This window comes from Pseudonocardia sp. KRD291, assembly GCF_019263595.1.
Lineage (GTDB): Bacteria > Actinomycetota > Actinomycetes > Mycobacteriales > Pseudonocardiaceae > Pseudonocardia.
On record NZ_JADQDD010000009.1, the window covers coordinates 1 to 16,952 of the forward strand.

A 16,952-nucleotide genomic window follows, 5' to 3' on the forward strand; every position below is an offset into this window, starting at 1 on the left:
GCGCGGAGGTGGCTGCTCGGAGCGTGGATCGCCGTTCGGCCCGGACGGCCTGCGGTTCGGCTGCGGTCCGGGGGGCCCGGGCGGTCCGGAGGGCCCGGGCGGCGGGCCGTGCTGCGGCGCGCCGGTGGCCGGCGGGCCCGAGGGGCCCGGTCCGTCGGTGGGGCCCGCCCGCGGGGGGACGGGCCGCGGCGCCTGCCGCGGCCCGGTGTCGCGGCCCCGGTCCTGCTCGCGCCGGTCCTGCTCGCGCCGGTCGGGATCGCGCGGGTCCGGGGCGTCACGCACCTCGTCGTCCCGGTTGCGCGGCGGGCCCTGCTGTGATCCCTGCGGGGACCCCTGCTGCGGCCCCGGCGGGGGCTTCTGCGGCGGGCCGTTCGGGCGGTCGCCGCCACGTGGTCGATCGTCGTCCACCCGGGGCACCCCCTGTCGTTCTCGGCACGACGGCATCCCGGTGTCCGGGGCGTCGGAACCGCCGGGGGGTGCGTCGAATCAGTGCGCGGCCCCGTCGCCGGCGTCGGTCCTGTCGAGAGTACTGCCTGTGATCACGATCTCCGTGGGCCCCCACCCACCCGTGTGGGTCACTGGTAGGAGACGAATACCGGCGACGTGGGACCCACCGTGACCGTCTGCTTCGGGGTGAACATGGGGGTGTCCTCGTCGAGGAAGTTCTTCCATCCCCACCACAGCCCCTTCGGCCCCGGCGCGGTGTGCAGCGTGTTCCAGGTGCCCATCTTCACGTCCGGGGTGCCGAAGCCGTCCGCGTGCAGGACGGTCGCGAGCTCGGGGTGCGAGGTGACCAGCGTCTGCCGGTCGGAGATCATCGGCGCCCGGAACTGGTGGATCATGAAGACCTTCTGCGGGAGGTTCTTCTGCTTCGTCAGCGCGGCCAGCCAGGCCGACGTCTTGTTGATCTCGGCGGCGGTCACCGTCCCCACCTGGACGTTGTGCCGCTGGTTCGGTCCCAGGCGCCACTCCGGGTCCAGCGCCAGGCCGACGTTGGGGCGCGCGAGCAGCGGCGCGTAGAGCTTGGCCTGGCTCAGGAAGTCGGCCCGGCCGGGCTGCAGGTCCAGCACGACGTAGACGCCGTTGCGGGCCGCCTCGTCCACCCAGGGCGTGAGATCGGCCACCGTGGACTCCGCGGAGTAGTCGCCGTCGGCCCCCGCGACCGAGTCGGCGACCGTGGCGATCAGCTCGAACGCCGGGATCACCGGCTCGGTGCTGACCGGGTCGAAGTCGGCCGCGAGATCCTTGGCGCGCGCGATCGACTGCGCGATGCCCTGCTCGCCGAGCACTCCCATGCCGGGGGTGTCGGGGTGCCCGTAGAGCGCCACCATCCGGCGTCCCGGGAAGAGCTGGGTGCCGCCACCGGGTAGCTGCGGGACCGGCGGCGGGGCGGCCTTCGTCGTCGTGGGCGGCGGTGTCGCCGCGGCATCCGGACGCCGGGGCTGCGCCTGCGACGTCGAACACGCCGCGAGCAGCGCGAGGACGGCGATCACGGCGGCCGCCGCGACGCCGCGACGGGGGAGGTGACGGAGAGTGGACGCGCGAGGTAACCCGGAAGAATTCACCGGTCACCAGGCTAGGTGACGACCGTGCCCGCCGTCATCACGCCACGCGGGCGACAGGACGCGGACGGTGACCGCGGTGCCGGGTACTACGCGTCAGGGCCGGATCGGCCCGTCCGGCCCGTCCTCCGGGCCGCGCGGCGGGCGCTGTGGGCGTCCCCGCAGGATCCGCTTGAGCCCGGCGGTGTGCCGGCGGCTGACCGGGAGCTCGATCGCGGTCGCGCCCTGGCCGAGCCGTACCACGTACCCGGAGCCCGCCATCCGCAGCTCGGTGATCAGGTGCAGCGCGACCAGGTAGGCCCGGTGGATGCGAACGAACCCGGCCTCGCCCCAGCGGTCCTCGAGCACCGAGACCGGGATCCGGACGAGATGGCTTCCGTCGGTGGTGTGCAGACGGGCGTAGTCGCCCTGCGCCTCGACGAACCGGATCGACGACCGGGGCACGATCTTGGTGGTGCCGGCCAGCTCGACCGGGATCACCTCGTCGTCGCCCGTCTCCGGGGCGACGCGCTTCTGCTGCGCCGCGACCGCGGACGGCGTGACCGGCCCGCGCGCGCCGCGCAGGGCGATCGTGCGGTCCAGGGAGCCGGCCAGGCGCTCGCTGCGCAGCGGCTTGAGCAGGTAGTCGACGGCGCCCACCTCGTAGGCGTCGACGGCGCGGTCGTCGTGCGCGGTGACGAACACGATCGGCGGCGGGTCGGCCATCGCCGACAGGACGCGGGCCAGCTCCAGGCCGTCCAGTCCGGGCATCCGGATGTCGAGGAAGACCACATCCACCTTGACCGGGGCGCTGCCGTCGGCCGGGTTGCCGTGCAGGATCCGCAAAGCCTCGGTCGCGTTCGCGGCGGTGTGCACGGTGCCGACCCGGGGGTCCTCACCGAGCAGGTGGGCCAGCTCCAGCAGGGCCGGCTCCTCGTCGTCCACGGCCAGTGCCGTCAGCGCGCCGGAGGCGACCGGCGGCGCGGGAGGCGGTGACGCGGGCCGGTCGGCGGGCGCCAGCCCGATCGGGCGGTGGTTGCCCGGGTCGTAGCCGGGGGGCGCGTAGCCGCCGGGCGGGTACCCGCCCGGCGGGTATCCGCCCTGGCCGTACCCGGCCGGGCCCGGCCCGTCGGCCGCGACGCCGCTCGGCGCGAAGCCGCCCGAGGCGGACGACGACCCGCCGGAAGCGTGCCCACCCCGCACGTGGCTGTACACGGCTCCTCCTCGCCGCGGGCCCCTGCCCGCTGCCCGGTGACTGCCAGCACACCGTAGCGAGCGTGCGCGCCGTCACCTGCAGGCGGTCCTGGCTCGTCGATCAGCCTGACCGGGGTGCTCCGTTCGGGTGTGGACGAGCGCGGGCCGTGATCACCCGTACGGCCCGACGGGGACAGGGTCGCCCGATGGGAACAGGGTCGCGGATAAAGTTGTTGAGCGTGCACATACCTGGCGCAGAACCTGTGCCCCATCGAAGGAGGAGGCCCCCGTGCAGTTCGGGATCTTCAGCGTCGGCGACGTCACCCCGGACCCGACGACCGGGCGCGAGCCGACCGAGCACGAGCGGATCCGCTCGATGACCACGATCGCCGAGCACGCCGAGGCGGTCGGCCTGGACGTGTTCGCCACCGGCGAGCACCACAACCCGCCGTTCGTGCCGTCGTCGCCGACGACGCTGCTCGGCTACATCGCGGCCCGCACCGAGCGGCTGCTGCTGTCCACCTCGACGACGCTGATCACCACGAACGACCCGGTGAAGATCGCCGAGGACTTCGCGATGCTGCAGCACCTGGCCGAGGGCCGGGTGGACCTGATGCTCGGCCGCGGCAACACCGGCCCGGTCTACCCGTGGTTCGGGAAGAACCCGGCCGACTCGGTGCCGCTGACGGTGGAGAACTACCAGCTGCTCCGACGGCTCTGGGACGAGGACGTGGTGAGCTGGGAGGGGCGCTTCCGCACGCCGCTGTCGAACTTCACCTCCACCCCGCGCCCGCTCGACGGCGTCGCGCCGTTCGTCTGGCACGGCTCGATCCGCACGCCGGAGGTGGCCGAGGTCGCCGCCTACTTCGGGGACGGCTTCTTCGCCAACAACATCTTCTGGCCCGCTTCGCACTACGAGCGCCTGATCGGGCTCTACCGCGAGCGCTGGGAGCACCACGGGCACGGCCCGGGCGAGAGCGCCGTCGTCGGGCTGGGCGGGCAGTTCTTCATGCGTCGCAACTCCCAGGACGCGTGGAACGAGTTCCGGCCCTACTTCGACAACGCCCCGGTCTACGGGCACGGGCCGTCGATGGAGGACTTCACCTCGCAGACCCCGCTGACCGTGGGCAGCCCGCAGCAGGTGATCGACCGGACGCTCACCTTCCGTGAGCACTTCGGCGACTACCAGCGCCAGCTGTTCCTCGTCGACCACGCCGGTCTGCCGCTCAAGACGGTGCTCGAGCAGCTCGACCTGCTCGGCGAGATCCTCCCGGCGATGCGCGCGGAGTTCGAGTCCCGCCGTCCGCTCGGGGTGCCGTCGGACCCGCCGAGCCACGCCCACCGCGCGGCGGCCCGGACGGCCGTGTCGCAGGCCGACGTCGCCGTCGGCTGAGTCGCTCGCCCGTCCGCCCGGTCCATGGTCCCGGACCGGGCGGACGGGGCCGTCCCCTGCCTTCGGACGGGACCGCGCGCCTCCAGTAGTGGCACCGGGTGCCGAATCGCTAGTGTGCCGGGATCGAGGCCGACACACACTCCCGGGCGGAGCTCGCGGAGCGGGGTAGCAGAACTGCGAAGGGGCAGGCATGGCGAGCACGAAGGACTGGTTCGAAACCGTCGCGGAGGCCCAGCGGCGGGCCAAGAAGCGCCTGCCGAAGTCGGTCTACTACGCGCTGGTCGCCGGGGCCGAGCAGGGCATCACCCTGAGCGACAACGTGGGCGCGTTCGACGAGCTGGGGTTCCGCCCGCACATCGCGGACCTGCCCGCGGTGCGGGACCAGAAGACCACGGTGATGGGCCAGGAGATCGACTTCCCGGTCGTCATCTCGCCGACCGGCGTGCAGGCCGTGGACCCGGAGGGCGAGGTCGCGGTCGCGCGGGCGGCGGCGAGCTCGAACATCCAGAACCCGCTGAACCCGGAGCAGACGGTCTCCACGGCGATGGGGCTGTCCTCGTTCGCCTCGCGCTCCATCGAGGACGTGTGCGCGGTCAACGACAAGGTGTTCTTCCAGGTGTACTGGGCGGGCTCGCGCGAGGACATCCTGGCCCGCGCGATGCGCGCGAAGGCGGCCGGTGCGAAGGCGCTGATCGTCACGCTGGACTGGACGTTCGCCACCCGCCGGGACTGGGGCAGCCCGCCCATCCCGGAGAAGATGGACCTCAAGGCGATGCTCCAGTTCGGCCCGGAGGCGATCGTCCGGCCGAAGTACCTGCTGGACTGGGTGAAGACCGGCAAGCTGCCCGACCTGACCACCCCGAACATGGCCTCGCCCGGACAGGACCCGCCGACGTTCTTCGGCGCCTACGGCGTGTGGTGGACCTCCCCGCTGCCGACCTGGGAGGACATCGCCTGGCTGCGCGAGCAGTGGGGCGGACCGTTCATGCTCAAGGGGATCACGCACCCGGACGACGCGCGCCGCGCCGTCGACGCCGGCGCCACCGCGATCTCGGTGTCCAACCACGGCGGCAACAACCTCGACGGCACCCCGGGCTCGATCCGCGCGCTGCCGGCGATCGCGGACGCGGTCGGCCACGAGATCGAGGTGCTGCAGGACGGCGGCATCCGCCGCGGGGCCGACGTGGTCAAGGCGCTGTCGCTGGGCGCCCGGGCCTGCATGATCGGCCGCGCCTACCTGTGGGGGATGGCCGCGCAGGGTGAGCGCGGGGTGACCAACGTGATCTCGATCCTCTACAAGGGGATCGACGAGGCACTGCTGGGCCTGGGCAAGAACTCCATCCACGAGCTCTCCCGGGACGACCTGATCATCCCGGAGAACTTCGCCCGGAACAGCGCCAAGATCTAGCCGGGCTCAGGAGGGCAGCACCGGGAAACCGACCTTGGTCAGCTCCTCGGAGAGGTCCCAGAGCCTGCGCCGGACGTCGCGGTCGTGCGAGGCGGCGTTCGAGCCGACCGGGCGCGGGCTGCCCCGGACCTCGCCGGGCCCGTCCGGGCCGATGTACATCCCGCCGGGCAGGTCGGGGACCGTCGCCGCGTAGAGCGAGGGCAGCGCGCCGGCCTCGCCGGACTGCCCGAGCACCCGGGTCAGCAGCGCGACCGGGCCGTCCTGGAACGTCTCGGTGCGACCCTGCAGGTTCGTGGTGGCGAACCCCGGGTGCGCGGCCATCGACCGCAGCGGTGACCCGGCGGCGGTGAAGCGGTACTCCAGCTCGTAGGCGAACATCAGGCACGCCAGCTTGGACTGCCCGTAGGCGGTCCAGCGCTCGTAGCGGCCGTTGTCGAAGTTCGGGTCGTCGAGCCGGATCCTGCCGAACGTGTGCGCCAGGCTGGACAGGGTCACCACCCGGTCGGTGATCCGGTCCAGCAGCAGCCCGGTCAGCGCGAAGTGCCCGAGGTAGTTCGTACCCAGCTGCATCTCGAACCCGTCCGCGGTCCGCTGCTGCGGGATCGCCATCAGCCCGGCGTTGTTGACCAGCACGTCGATCGGGCCCTCGACGCCGGCCGCGAACTCGCGCACCGACGTCAGGTCGGCCAGGTCCAGACGGCGCACCGACGCGGCGCCGCCCAGCTCCGCGGCCACCGCCTCGCCCTTCTCGACGTTGCGCACGGCCAGCACGACGCGCGCGCCCGCGTGCACCAGGGCCCGGGCGGTGGCCAGGCCCAGCCCGCTGTTCGCCCCGGTCACCACGACCGTCCGGCCCTGCTGGGGCGCGATGTCGGCGACGGTCCAGGCGGTGCGGGAGGACGAGAACATGGTGCTCCTTCGACGGGGCGGGCGCGGACCGTGGGTGGCCGCGGGATCCCCCGGTGTACCCGAAGCCGGGCCGATCGACGCGCCGTCCGGGGTGCGTCACGGCCGGGCGGGGGGCACCCTCGTCAGCAGGATCGAGGAGGTCGCTCATGGCGTACTACCGGCGGTGCGGCGAGGTACCGCCCAAGCGGCACACCCAGCACCGGCGTCCGGACGGCGGGCTCTACCGCGAGGAGCTGATGGGCGAGGAGGGGTTCTCCTCGGACTCGTCGCTGCTCTACCACTGCGGTGTGCCGTCGGCGATCGTCGACGCGACGCCGTGGGAGCTGCCCGACGTCGGCACCACCGAGAACCGTCCGCTGCTGCCCCGCCACCTCAGGCTGCACGAGCTGTTCGGCGACGACGGCACCCGCACCGACGTCGTGTCCGGGCGGCGGCTGGTGCTGGGCAACGCCGACGTGCGGATCTCCTACGTCGTCGCGTCCGGCCCGTCGCCGCTCTACCGCAACGCCGTCGGCGACGAGTGCGTCTACCTGGAGTCCGGCGCCGCGACCGTCGAGACGGTGTTCGGCACGCTGGAGGCCGTGGCCGGGGACTACGTGCTGCTGCCGCGCTCGACCACGCACCGCTGGCTGCCGACCGGCGCGGAACCGGTCCGGGCCTACGCGATCGAGGCGAACTCGCACATCGCGCCGCCGGAGCGCTACCTGTCCCGGTTCGGCCAGCTCCTCGAGCACGCGCCGTACTGCGAGCGCGACCTGCACGGACCGCAGGGCCCGCTGCTCGTCGAGGGTCCGGAGGCGGACCGGGAGACGGAGGTGCTGGTCAAGCACCGCGGCAGCAGGGGGATCACCGGGACCCGCTACGTCTACCCGACACACCCGTTCGACGTCGTCGGCTGGGACGGGTGCCTCTACCCGTACACGTTCAACGTCGCCGACTTCGAGCCGATCACCGGGCGGGTGCACCAGCCGCCGCCGGTGCACCAGGTCTTTGCCGGACGCAACTTCGTGGTCTGCAACTTCGTGCCGCGCAAGGTCGACTACCACCCGCTGTCGGTGCCTGTGCCCTACTACCACTCCAACGTGGACTCCGACGAGGTGATGTTCTACTGCGGCGGGAACTACGAGGCGCGCAAGGGCTCCGGGATCGGGCAGGGCTCGGTCAGCCTGCACCCCGGCGGGCACTCGCACGGCCCGCAGCCCGGGGCGGTGGAGCGGTCGCTGGGCGCGGAGTACTTCGACGAGCTCGCCGTCATGGTGGACACGTTCGCCCCGTTGGAGCTGGGCGAGGGCGCTCGCGCCTGCGAGGACCCCGGCTACGCCTGGACCTGGGCCGCCGCCCGTTCCTGACCCCGCTCACCCGGCCGCGACGGGGTCCTCGCTGCGCAGGGACTGGACCACGGCGTCGACCAGCAGGAACACGATCAGCGACGCGCCCAGGACCGGCAGCGCCAGCCCGACCACGACGGCGACCGCCCCCACCGTGAGCACCGCCGAGAACGTCGGACGCGACCGCGCGCCCGGCGGCCCGGCGAACCCGCCGCGGGTCGGACGGCGCAGCCACCACATCCGGTAGCCCCACACGACCAGGCAGATGATCCCGAGCGCGAGCACGGCCAGCAGGATCTGGTTGGCCACCCCGAACAGCAGGCCCATGTGCGCGTCGATCCCCCAGCGGGCCAGCTTCGCTGCGACCGGCCAGTCCGCGAAGCGCAGCTGGTCGACGACGGCGCCCGAGGACGGGTCGACGGCCACCGAGTCCTGCTGGGTGGGCCAGCTCCGCGTGGTCTGGGTGACCGTCCAGGCCCCGCCCGGGTCGGCCGGGACGATCTCCACCGGCCCGGCCATCCCGGTGCCGCGCGCGGCGGCCAGCACCCGGTCGGACTGCACGGCGACGCTGTCGGCCGGGCTGGGGGCGACCGGACCGGTGGCGACCGGGCCGGCGCCGGGGTCGGCTGCGGCGGGCAGCGTGTCGCTCACCGACGGCGTCGTCCAGTCGAACGCGGAGCGCATCGTGTCCACGTTGGCCCCGGCGAACTGCGACCAGGTCAGGCCGGTCGCGGACAGGAACAGCATCCCGACCGCCGCCCACAGCCCGACCGAGCCGTGCCAGGACCGCAGCCGCGCCCGTCCCGGCCCGGTGTCGCGCGGCAGCAGCGTCCGGCGCACCCGGTGCGCCCTGCGCCTGCGCACCACCCAGATCACCAGACCGCTCAGCGTCAGCACCCACAGCCAGGACGCGGCGAGCTCGGAGTAGATCCGCCCGGGGTCCCCGAGCAGCAGCGAGCGGTGCAGGTTGTCGATCGTCGCCCGGAACGGCATCCACTCGGTGTAGGTGTCGACGGTGGCGCGCGCCCCGCCCGTCGACGGGTCGACGAACACGGTCCGCGCGTAGCTCGGCTCCAGGCCCGCGTCGAACGAGACACGCGTCGTCGCGCCCGGCTCGGGCGCCGGACGGACCGCGGTGACCGGCAGCCCCGGCTGTGCCGCCATCGCGGCGGCGACCTGGTCGCGCACCGGCACCGCGGGTCCGGTGACCGGGGCGGTGAGCACGTCGGCGTAGAGCGCGCGGTCGATCTGCGGGGTCAGCGTGTAGAGCAGGCCGGTGACGGCCGCGACCAGCAGGAACGGTCCGACGAACAGCCCGGCGTAGAAGTGCAGCCGCATCAGCAGCGGGCGCAGACCGGCCCACCAGGTCTCGACGCCCGACCGCGGCGGACGTGGCCCGGGGCCGGGGTCGGACGGCGGGTCCGGTTCGACCGGGGGCCGGGTACGCGTGGTCTCGGACATCGGGGTGCGGCGCTCCTCGAGTCGGCGGGATCGGCGGGCGTTCGGGCATGCGGACCCCGGCCCGGGACTCCGGGCCGGAGGGGTCTGACGTGGTACCGGGAGGTCAGGGCCGCCGGCGGGTCACCAGCCGGCGACCATCGCCAGCAGCATCGCGATCATGCCCAGCCCCATCAGGGCGTGACAGCCCGCGTCGGAGCGGGGCCCGAGCAGGCGGTGCGTCGCGAGCGCGGCGACGGTGGCGGTAGCGGCGGGTGCGGCGGTGGCGACGGCGGTCCCGCCACCGGTCGGGACCGGCTCGGCCGCCGCCTCGGTCGTCGTGACCTCGGGCAGCGGCGCCCCGGCGACGACGGTCCGCCCGCGCAGGCCGCGGACCGTCCAGAACACCGACGTGGCCAGCAACGCCGCGCACGCCCCGATCGTGACCACGACGGCCCACGCGGCCGGGCCGGCGTGCGCGCCCATGTCCATCGCGGCGCCGTCACCGCCACCGTGCCCGCTGTGTCCCCCGTGGCCACCGGCTCCGGCGACCACCGGCGTCGGCATGATCAGCGGCATCGCCGCGAGCATCCACACCATCGCCGCGGCCATCAGCGCGTGCGCCGACCCGCCTGCGCAGCCGTGCGATCCGGTCCGGTAGCGCCGCACCGCGTCCAGCACGAAGTAGCCGGTGAACACCGAGAACGCGACGATCTGCACCGTGACGCCGGTGGTGCCGGCCCACGACCAGGTCATCACGACCATCGCCACGCTCATCAGCAGGTGCGCCAACTCCGCCATCCGCCGCGACGGCGGCAGCGGCCCGGTCATCGCCGCCGACCAGCGCACCAGTGCGTAGGCGCCGGTCGCGGCGAAGACCACCGACAGGGCCAGGGCCAGGGGCAGGGATGTGATCACGTCGTCTCCTTCGTCGTGCACGGCAGTGGTCGTACGGAACCCGCGTCCGGTTCCTACGACTTGTCGCGCACGGTCGAGGTGATCGCCGTGGGCGCCGTCCTGCGTCGAGTGGTCGCGGAGCGTTCAGGCCCCGTCACGACATCGCCCGGGGGACGCGCCGCCGCTGCGGTCCGCGTCCAGCGCCTCGACCAGGTCCTCCCGGGCACGCGCCACCCGCGACCGGATCGTGCCCACCGGGCAGCCGCAGACCTGCGCCGCCTCGGCGTAGCTCAGGTCCAGCATCTGGGTCAGCACGAACGCCTCCCGGCGCTCGTCGCCCAGCCCGTCGACCAGGGCCCGGAGCAGGACCGCCTCCTGCGCGCCGGTGCGCGCGGGCGCGGCCCGGTCGAGCAGGCCCTCCCAGTCGTCGGCGCCCTGGGTGCGCGGCCGGCGCACGGCCGTGCGGACCGCGTCCACCGAGACCCGGCGGGCCACCGAGAGCAGCCAGGTGCGGGCGGACGCGCGGGCGGCGAACGTCGGCAGCGTGCGCAGGGCCCGCAGGTAGGTCTCCTGGGCGAGGTCCTCGGCGTCGGCGGGCCCGGACAGGTGCACCAGGAACCGGTGCACGTCGGCCTGCGTGGCCCGGACGAACGCGGCCAACGCCTCGGTGTCGCCCCGGCCCGCGGCGAGCGCCCACGCCGTCACCGTGGCGTCGTCGGGGCGCTGGGACATGGTCACCACCGTAAACGCACGCCCGGTATGCGCCGTAATCGGCGTGGTCACGATCACCGCCGGCCGGGAACTCCGGGCGCCCCGTCGGCGACCATAGGGACATGAAGGACGTCCCAGGCCCGAGCGGCCCCGGCTCGGACATCCCCGGATCGGACATCTCCGACGCGGGTGCCCCCGTCTCGTGCTCGCACTGCCGTGAACGGGTCTCCGCGCGTCTGGACGGCGAGGACGACGCGTCGTCCCCCGCGGTGGACGCCCACCTGCAGCGCTGCCCGGACTGCCGCGCCTTCGCCGACCGCGCGGCGGCCGTGACCCGGCTCGCCCGGACCGGAGCCGCGGAGTCCGGGCCCGACCTGGTGGCCTCGGTGCTCGAGGCCGCGGCCGGCCTGCGCCCGCTCGCGCGCCGCCGCCGGGCCGGGGTCGCGGTGCGGGCCGGACTGGGACTGGTCGGGGCCGGGCAGGTCGCGCTGGCCACCGCCGGGGTCCTGGGTGCCGCGATCGCCGGGACCGGCGAGATGCACATGGGCGGGGCGAGCGCCGAGCACTTCGCGCACGAGAGCGCCGCCTGGAACCTGGCGCTCGGGATCGGGTTCGCGGCCGTCGCGCTGGGCCGGTCCCGGCTCGTCGCGGGACTGCTGCCGGTCCTCGGGGCGTTCGTCGGGGTGCTGGCCGTGCTCAGCGTCGTCGACCTGGTGGCCGGCCGGGTGGACCCGGCCCGCCTGCTCTCGCACGGCCTGCTGGTTCTCGGCCTGGTGCTGCTGCTCCTGCACCGGCGGGTGCTGCGCGACGGCGGCGGTCGCGCGGTCGCGCCGCCGCGGGCGGGCCCGGTGCGCCCGGAGGAGCCGCTGCCCTGGCCCGGGACGGTGGCGGGGCCGGGAGCGGTCGCCCACGCCTCCCACGTCGCGCCCGCCGACCGGCCGGGCGCGGGCCGCGAGGCCGCCTGAGCCCGGCCGTCGTCGAGGTACCGTCCCCGCGATGGGGACACCCAAGGCGTGGCTGAGCTGGTCCTCGGGCAAGGACGCGACGTTCGCGCTGCACGCGCTCCGGTCGGCCGGCGAGGTCGAGGTGACCGGCCTGCTCACCACCGTCGCCCGCCCGGCGAGCGGTGACGGCCGGTCGCGGGTCCCGGTGCACGACGTCGCCCAGCCGCTCGTGCAGGCCCAGGCCGACGCGCTCGGGCTGGCGCTGCACGCGGTCGAGCTGCCGTCGCCGTGCCCGAACGATGCCTACCGCGAGCGCACCGGCGCGGCGCTGCAGCGGGCCCGCGCCGACGGCGTCGCGCACGTCGCGTTCGGGGACCTGTTCCTGGCCGACGTCCGGGAGTTCCGCGAGCAGTCGTTGCGGGGGACCGGCGTCGGTCCGCTGTTCCCGCTGTGGGGCCGCGACACCGCCGCACTGGCCGCCTCGATGGTCGCCTGCGGGCTCCGCGCCGTCGTGACCTGCGTGGACCCCGCCCGGGCGCCCGCGTCGCTGGCCGGGCGCTGGTTCGACGAGTCGTTCCTCGACGACCTGCCCGACGGGGTCGACCCGTGCGGGGAGAACGGCGAGTTCCACACGTTCGTCACCGACGGGCCGGGCTTCGCGCGTCCGGTACCGGTCGAGGTCGTCTCGACGGGCGAGCGGGACGGCTTCGTACAGGCCGAGATCCGCGCGGCCTGACGCCCGCCCCTGTCTGCGCCCCTGTCTGGGCCCGGGCCGCTCAGCCGATCAGGTCCCGCAACGCCGAGAGCCCCGCGTGCACCTCGGCGAAGCTCGTGGACAGCGGGGACAGCCCGATCCGCAGGCCGTCCGGCGCGCGGAAGTCGGGGATCACGCCGCGGTCCCACAGCGGGGCGAGCAGCTCGGCGAAGCCGGGGCGGACCAGCGTCACGTGTCCGCCGCGACGGGCGTGCTCGCGCGGGGAGGCGACCGTGACACCGCGCGGCACCAGCCAGGCGTCGGTCAGGGCCAGGGCGTAGTCGGTCAGGCGCAGCGACTTCTCCCGCACCGCGTCGATACCGGCCTCGGCGAGCATGTCCAGCGACACCGTCAGCGGCAGCATCGCGAGCACCGGCGGCGTCCCGGACAGCAGGCGCCGCACACCCGGCTCCGGCTCGTAGCCCGCGGCCATCGCGAACGGGTCCCGGCGACCCGTCCAGCCCTGGATCGGCTGGTCCAGGTCCGGGAGCAGGTCCCGGCGGGCGTAGCCGAACGCGGGGGAGCCGGGCCCGCCGCACAGGTACTTGTAGGTGCAGCCCACGGCCAGGTCGACGCCCCACGCGTCCAGCTGCAACGGCACCGACCCGGCGGAGTGGCTCAGGTCCCACAGCGCCAGGGCGCCGGCGTCGTGCGCGACCGCGGTGATCGCCGCCGCGTCGGCGACCCAGCCGGAGCGGTAGGCGACGTGGCTGAACGTCACCAACGCGGTGTCCGGCCCGACCGCGTCGGCGACCTGCTCCGGGGTGATGCCGGTGGCCGGGTCGGTCTCCACCCAGCGCAGCGTGAGTCCGCGTTCGGCGGCGATCCCCTCGACGACGTAGCGGTCGGTGGGGAAGTTGTCGGTGTCGAGCACGATCTCGCGCCGGCCCGGGCGTGCGGTGACGGCGGCGCGGGCCAGCTTGTAGAACAGCACCGTCGTCGAGTCGGCGACCACCGTCTGCCCGGGGGCCGCGCCGAGGGCCAGGGCGCCGATCCGGTCGCCGAGCGTGCCGGGCTGCTCCCACCATCCCTCGTCCCAGCCGCGGATCAGCCGGGTGCCCCAGTCCTCGCGCACGAAGCGCTCGATCCGCTCCGCGGTCAGCGCGGGCGGGCGGCCCAGCGAGTTGCCGTCGAGATAGGCGACGACGTCCGGTGCGGGCACGAAACGGTCCCGGAACGACGCCAGCGGGTCGGCCGCGTCCCGGCGGTCGGGAGCGAGATCGGTGTCGGTCACCGGGCCATCATGGGCCCGGTGAGGCCGGCGACCACACCCCGGCCCACGTGCGACGATCGGCGCATGGACTTCGAGCTCTCCGAGACCGCGGCCGCCGTGCAGAAGGGTATGCGCGAGCTGTGCGCGGACTTCGGCACCGACTACTGGTCGCGCTGCGACGCGCAGGAGCGCTGGCCCGAGGAGCTGTGGACCGAGCTCGGCCGCGGCGGCTGGCTCGGGCTAGCCGTGCCCGAGTCCTACGGCGGCGGCGGGCTGGGTCTGATGGAGCTGGCCGTCGCGATGGAGGAGCTCGCCGCGTCCGGCGCCGGGACCGCGGGCGCGTTCCTCTACCTGCTCACCCCCGGCTTCGGCGGGGTGACGGTCTCCCGGCACGGCACGGAGGCCCAGAAGCGCGACCTGCTGCCCGGGATCGCCGCCGGCACCACCCAGACCTGCTTCGCGCTCACCGAGCCCGACGCCGGCAGCAACGCCCTCGCGATCTCCACCACGGCCCGCCGCGACGGCGACGACCTGGTGCTGCGCGGCCAGAAGATCTGGATCTCCGGCGTGCAGCGCGCCGACTGGATGCTGGTGGTCTGCCGGACCACACCGGCAGCCGAGGCCGGCGGGCGCACGTCCGGCTTCTCGGTGCTGCTCGTCGACGTCCCGGAGGCCGAGGCCGCCGGAACCCTGCAGTACACGCCCATCCACAAGGCCGGGAACCGGATCGTCAAGTCCAACCAGGTGCACTTCGACGACGTCCGGGTGCCCGCCGACCGCGTCCTCGGCGAGATCGACGCCGGGTTCGCCGTGCTCTGGGACATCCTCAACCCGGAACGGGTGCTGGCCGCCGCCGGCGGCGTCGGCACCGCCGAGCTGGCGCTGCGCCTGGCCGTCGGCTACGCCCGAGAGCGGGAGGTCTTCGGACGCCCGATCGGCGCCAACCAGGGTCTCGCCTTCCCGCTGGCCCGGGTGAAGGCCCAGACCGAACTGGCCCGGCTGATGACGCACAAGGCGGCGTGGCTGTACGACCACGGCCGCCCGTCCGGCGACGAGGCCAACATCGCGAAGCTGACCGCGGCCAACGCCGCCTGGGACGCGGCGGACAGGGCCTACCAGACCTACGGCGGAATGGCGTTCTCCGAGGAGTACCCGATCGCCCGCCTGCACCGCGACGCGCGGATCGCGAAGAACATCCCGGTCGCCGAGGAGCTCGTCCTGGCCCACATCGCCACCCAGGGCCTGGGCCTGCCGCGCAGCTACTGAACCCAGCGGCCACCGTGCGTCCGGCCGAGGCGATGCTACAAATGTGCGACACTCGTCGCATGCCCGAGATTCCCTCGCGTGAGCTGCGCAACGACACGGCGGGCGTGCTGCGCCGGGTCGAGAGCGGTGACGAGTTCGTCGTCACCCACCGGGGGAGGCCGATCGCGTCGCTCGTCCCGTTCCAGCGGTCCCGTCGGGGCTGGCTGCCCCGAGCCGAGTTGGTACGCCGCCTCGGTATCGCCCAGAGCGATCCCGGGCTCCGTTCGGACCTGGATGCGATCGCCGGGGACACGACCGACGATCTCGGTCCCGTCCGTTGACGGGGGCCGGGACCGGGACCGTGCGCCGCGGGGTCCTCGACACGAGCGTCTTCATCGCGGTGGAGGGCGGCCGTCCGCTGAACGAGGACGAGCTGCCGGACGAGTCCGCGGTCTCCGTCGTCACCCTGGCCGAGCTGCAGGCCGGGGTGCTCGTGGCCGCCGACACCGACACCAGGGCACGCCGGATGGCGACGCTCGACGCGTTGTCCGACGTGGAGGTCCTGCCGGTGGACGAGCAGGCCGCGATGGTCTGGGCGCGCATGCGCGTGCACCTGGTCGAAGCCGGTTGACGGGTCAACGTCAACGACCTGTGGATCGCCGCATCCGCGGCCGCACACGGTCTGCCCGTCGTCACCCAGGACGAGGACTTCGCGCCCCTCGACGGTGTGGCGGGACTCGTGGTCGTCCGGGTGTAGCGCTGCCGCGGACGACCGGCGGCCGTCACGGCGGACGGGCGTCGATCAGGCCTGCCCCGCCGTGCGGGAGGCCAGCAGGCGAAACGCGGGGGTCGGGAGCTCCGGAGCGAGGTCGACCGCGCACGTGCGGTCGAGGATCCGCAGTGTCTCCGGGCAGGCCTTCGGGCTGTGGTCGACGTCGCGGGCGGCCCAGCCGTACGGGTCCATCCCCGGGTGCCACGGGTTGCGCGAGCGCACCGAGCGCCAGTTCGTGTAGACGTGCCGGCCGGTGTCGGCGAGGCGGTGCACCCCGCGGCGGGCACCGAACGTCACCGCGTCGGACTCCTCGGTGAACGCGACGGCCAGGCCGGTCGCGGTCTCGGGGTCGTGGTGCGGGACCAGGTGCGAGCGGCCTGCGCCGAGCGTGCCGCGCAGCGCGTCGACCATGATCCGGCGGTGCCGCCTGCGGCGGGCCAGCTGGGCGTCGAGCCCGGCGAGCTGCGGGCGGAGCACGGCCGCGGACAGCTCGGGCATCCGCAGGTTCACCCCGACGATCAGGGCGCTGTCGTCGCCGGTGAAGCCGGGGCGCTCGTAGCTGCCCACGTCGTGGTACATCGAGGCCCGCTCGGCGAGCGTACGGTCGTTGGTCAGGACCGCACCGCCCTCACCACTGCGGATGTTCTTGTGCTGGTTGAAGCTGAAACACCCGGCATGCCCGATCGAGCCGACCCGGCGGCCCCGGTAGGTCACGCCCACCGCCTGGCACGCGTCCTCGATCACGGTCAGCCCGTACTCACCGGCGACGGCCATGATCGCGTCCATGTCGCAGACCAGGTTCTGCATGTGCACCGGGATGACGGCGCGGGTGTGCGCGGTGACCTTCCGCTTGAGGTCGATCGGGTCCAGGGTCAGCGTCTCGTCGACCTCGACCAGCACCGGCACGGCGCCGACGGCCAGCGGCGCGGCGGCGGTCGAGACCCAGGTGTAGGCGGGGACCAGGACCTCGTCGCCGGGTCCGATCCCGGCGCCGACGAGGGCGGCGATCAGGGCGCTGGTCCCGCTGTTCACCGCGAGCGCGTGCTCCACGCCGATCACGCTGCGCAACTCGTCCTCGAACCGGGTGACCTCGGACCGTCCCCCACCGGTGTACCGCCCCAGCTCGCCGCGCCCCAGTACACGGACGGTGGCGGCCATACCCCGCGCGGTCGTGGCCATCGCCGCGAGACCCATACTCGAGCACTC

General features: G+C 74.2%; 15 protein-coding genes and 2 pseudogenes. 8 read left to right on the forward strand and 9 right to left on the reverse strand.

Features of this window, described 5'->3' with window-relative positions:
• The 3 genes and pseudogenes from I4I78_RS02770 to I4I78_RS02780 all read right to left on the reverse strand — a co-directional run.
• Positions 1 to 408: pseudogene (locus I4I78_RS02770) on the reverse strand (hypothetical protein); the annotation flags it as partial.
• Between the two features lie 167 nt (positions 409 to 575).
• Positions 576 to 1,493, reverse strand: a complete 918-nt coding sequence (locus I4I78_RS02775) for a hypothetical protein (RefSeq protein WP_218609574.1) — start codon at positions 1,491 to 1,493, stop codon at positions 576 to 578.
• Positions 1,494 to 1,658: 165 nt separating this feature from the next.
• Positions 1,659 to 2,756, reverse strand: a complete 1,098-nt coding sequence (locus I4I78_RS02780) for a LytTR family DNA-binding domain-containing protein (protein WP_308251864.1) — start codon at positions 2,754 to 2,756, stop codon at positions 1,659 to 1,661.
• Positions 2,757 to 3,024: 268 nt separating this feature from the next.
• Here I4I78_RS02780 and I4I78_RS02785 point away from each other — a divergent pair, with 268 nt between their 5' ends.
• The gene (locus I4I78_RS02785; protein WP_218609575.1) at positions 3,025 to 4,128 is read left to right on the forward strand and encodes a CE1758 family FMN-dependent luciferase-like monooxygenase; all 1,104 of its coding nucleotides are present in this window, start codon (positions 3,025 to 3,027) and stop codon (positions 4,126 to 4,128) included.
• 190 nt (positions 4,129 to 4,318) lie between these two features.
• Entirely contained in the window at positions 4,319 to 5,536 is a 1,218-nt protein-coding gene (mftD, locus tag I4I78_RS02790; RefSeq protein ID WP_218609576.1) for a pre-mycofactocin synthase MftD, read from the forward strand.
• Positions 5,537 to 5,542: 6 nt separating this feature from the next.
• Here mftD and I4I78_RS02795 read toward each other — a convergent pair whose 3' ends face one another.
• Entirely contained in the window at positions 5,543 to 6,445 is a 903-nt protein-coding gene (locus tag I4I78_RS02795) for an oxidoreductase (protein WP_218609577.1), read from the reverse strand.
• 146 nt (positions 6,446 to 6,591) lie between these two features.
• On the opposite strand from I4I78_RS02795, the gene I4I78_RS02800 reads away from it, so the two are divergent.
• Complete coding sequence (locus tag I4I78_RS02800) at positions 6,592 to 7,794, forward strand: homogentisate 1,2-dioxygenase (protein ID WP_218609578.1); 1,203 nt, start codon at positions 6,592 to 6,594, stop codon at positions 7,792 to 7,794.
• A gap of 6 nt (positions 7,795 to 7,800) precedes the next feature.
• Here the strand turns inward: I4I78_RS02800 and I4I78_RS02805 are convergent, their stop codons facing one another.
• The 3 genes from I4I78_RS02805 to I4I78_RS02815 form a co-directional block, all read right to left on the reverse strand.
• Positions 7,801 to 9,234, reverse strand: coding sequence for a PepSY domain-containing protein (locus tag I4I78_RS02805; RefSeq protein WP_218609579.1), 1,434 nt, complete (start codon positions 9,232 to 9,234; stop codon positions 7,801 to 7,803).
• A gap of 120 nt (positions 9,235 to 9,354) precedes the next feature.
• Positions 9,355 to 10,128 (reverse strand): DUF5134 domain-containing protein, encoded by a 774-nt coding sequence (locus I4I78_RS02810; RefSeq protein WP_218609580.1) that lies wholly within the window; start codon positions 10,126 to 10,128, stop codon positions 9,355 to 9,357.
• Positions 10,129 to 10,251: 123 nt separating this feature from the next.
• The gene (locus tag I4I78_RS02815) at positions 10,252 to 10,839 is read right to left on the reverse strand and encodes a sigma-70 family RNA polymerase sigma factor (protein ID WP_218609581.1); all 588 of its coding nucleotides are present in this window, start codon (positions 10,837 to 10,839) and stop codon (positions 10,252 to 10,254) included.
• 101 nt (positions 10,840 to 10,940) lie between these two features.
• On the opposite strand from I4I78_RS02815, the gene I4I78_RS02820 reads away from it, so the two are divergent.
• Together I4I78_RS02820 and I4I78_RS02825 are read left to right on the forward strand one after the other, a co-directional pair.
• Positions 10,941 to 11,783 (forward strand): zf-HC2 domain-containing protein, encoded by an 843-nt coding sequence (locus I4I78_RS02820; protein ID WP_218609582.1) that lies wholly within the window; start codon positions 10,941 to 10,943, stop codon positions 11,781 to 11,783.
• A gap of 31 nt (positions 11,784 to 11,814) precedes the next feature.
• Positions 11,815 to 12,498 (forward strand): adenine nucleotide alpha hydrolase, encoded by a 684-nt coding sequence (locus I4I78_RS02825; protein ID WP_226378984.1) that lies wholly within the window; start codon positions 11,815 to 11,817, stop codon positions 12,496 to 12,498.
• 40 nt (positions 12,499 to 12,538) lie between these two features.
• Here I4I78_RS02825 and I4I78_RS02830 read toward each other — a convergent pair whose 3' ends face one another.
• The gene (locus tag I4I78_RS02830) at positions 12,539 to 13,750 is read right to left on the reverse strand and encodes an aminotransferase class V-fold PLP-dependent enzyme (protein ID WP_218609583.1); all 1,212 of its coding nucleotides are present in this window, start codon (positions 13,748 to 13,750) and stop codon (positions 12,539 to 12,541) included.
• 63 nt (positions 13,751 to 13,813) lie between these two features.
• On the opposite strand from I4I78_RS02830, the gene I4I78_RS02835 reads away from it, so the two are divergent.
• The 3 genes and pseudogenes from I4I78_RS02835 (at position 13,814) to I4I78_RS32495 (ending at position 15,731) form a co-directional block, all read left to right on the forward strand.
• Complete coding sequence (locus I4I78_RS02835) at positions 13,814 to 14,995, forward strand: acyl-CoA dehydrogenase family protein (protein ID WP_218609584.1); 1,182 nt, start codon at positions 13,814 to 13,816, stop codon at positions 14,993 to 14,995.
• A 59-nt stretch (positions 14,996 to 15,054) separates the two neighbouring features.
• Positions 15,055 to 15,315 carry a type II toxin-antitoxin system Phd/YefM family antitoxin gene (locus I4I78_RS02840; RefSeq protein ID WP_218609585.1) on the forward strand — a complete coding sequence of 87 codons (261 nt, stop codon included), beginning with the start codon at positions 15,055 to 15,057 and terminating at the stop codon, positions 15,313 to 15,315.
• A gap of 20 nt (positions 15,316 to 15,335) precedes the next feature.
• Positions 15,336 to 15,731 (forward strand): annotated as a pseudogene (locus I4I78_RS32495) (type II toxin-antitoxin system VapC family toxin).
• A gap of 45 nt (positions 15,732 to 15,776) precedes the next feature.
• On the opposite strand, the gene I4I78_RS02855 reads toward I4I78_RS32495, so the two are convergent.
• The gene (locus I4I78_RS02855; protein ID WP_218609587.1) at positions 15,777 to 16,904 is read right to left on the reverse strand and encodes a DegT/DnrJ/EryC1/StrS aminotransferase family protein; all 1,128 of its coding nucleotides are present in this window, start codon (positions 16,902 to 16,904) and stop codon (positions 15,777 to 15,779) included.
• Positions 16,905 to 16,952 lie beyond the last annotated feature (48 nt).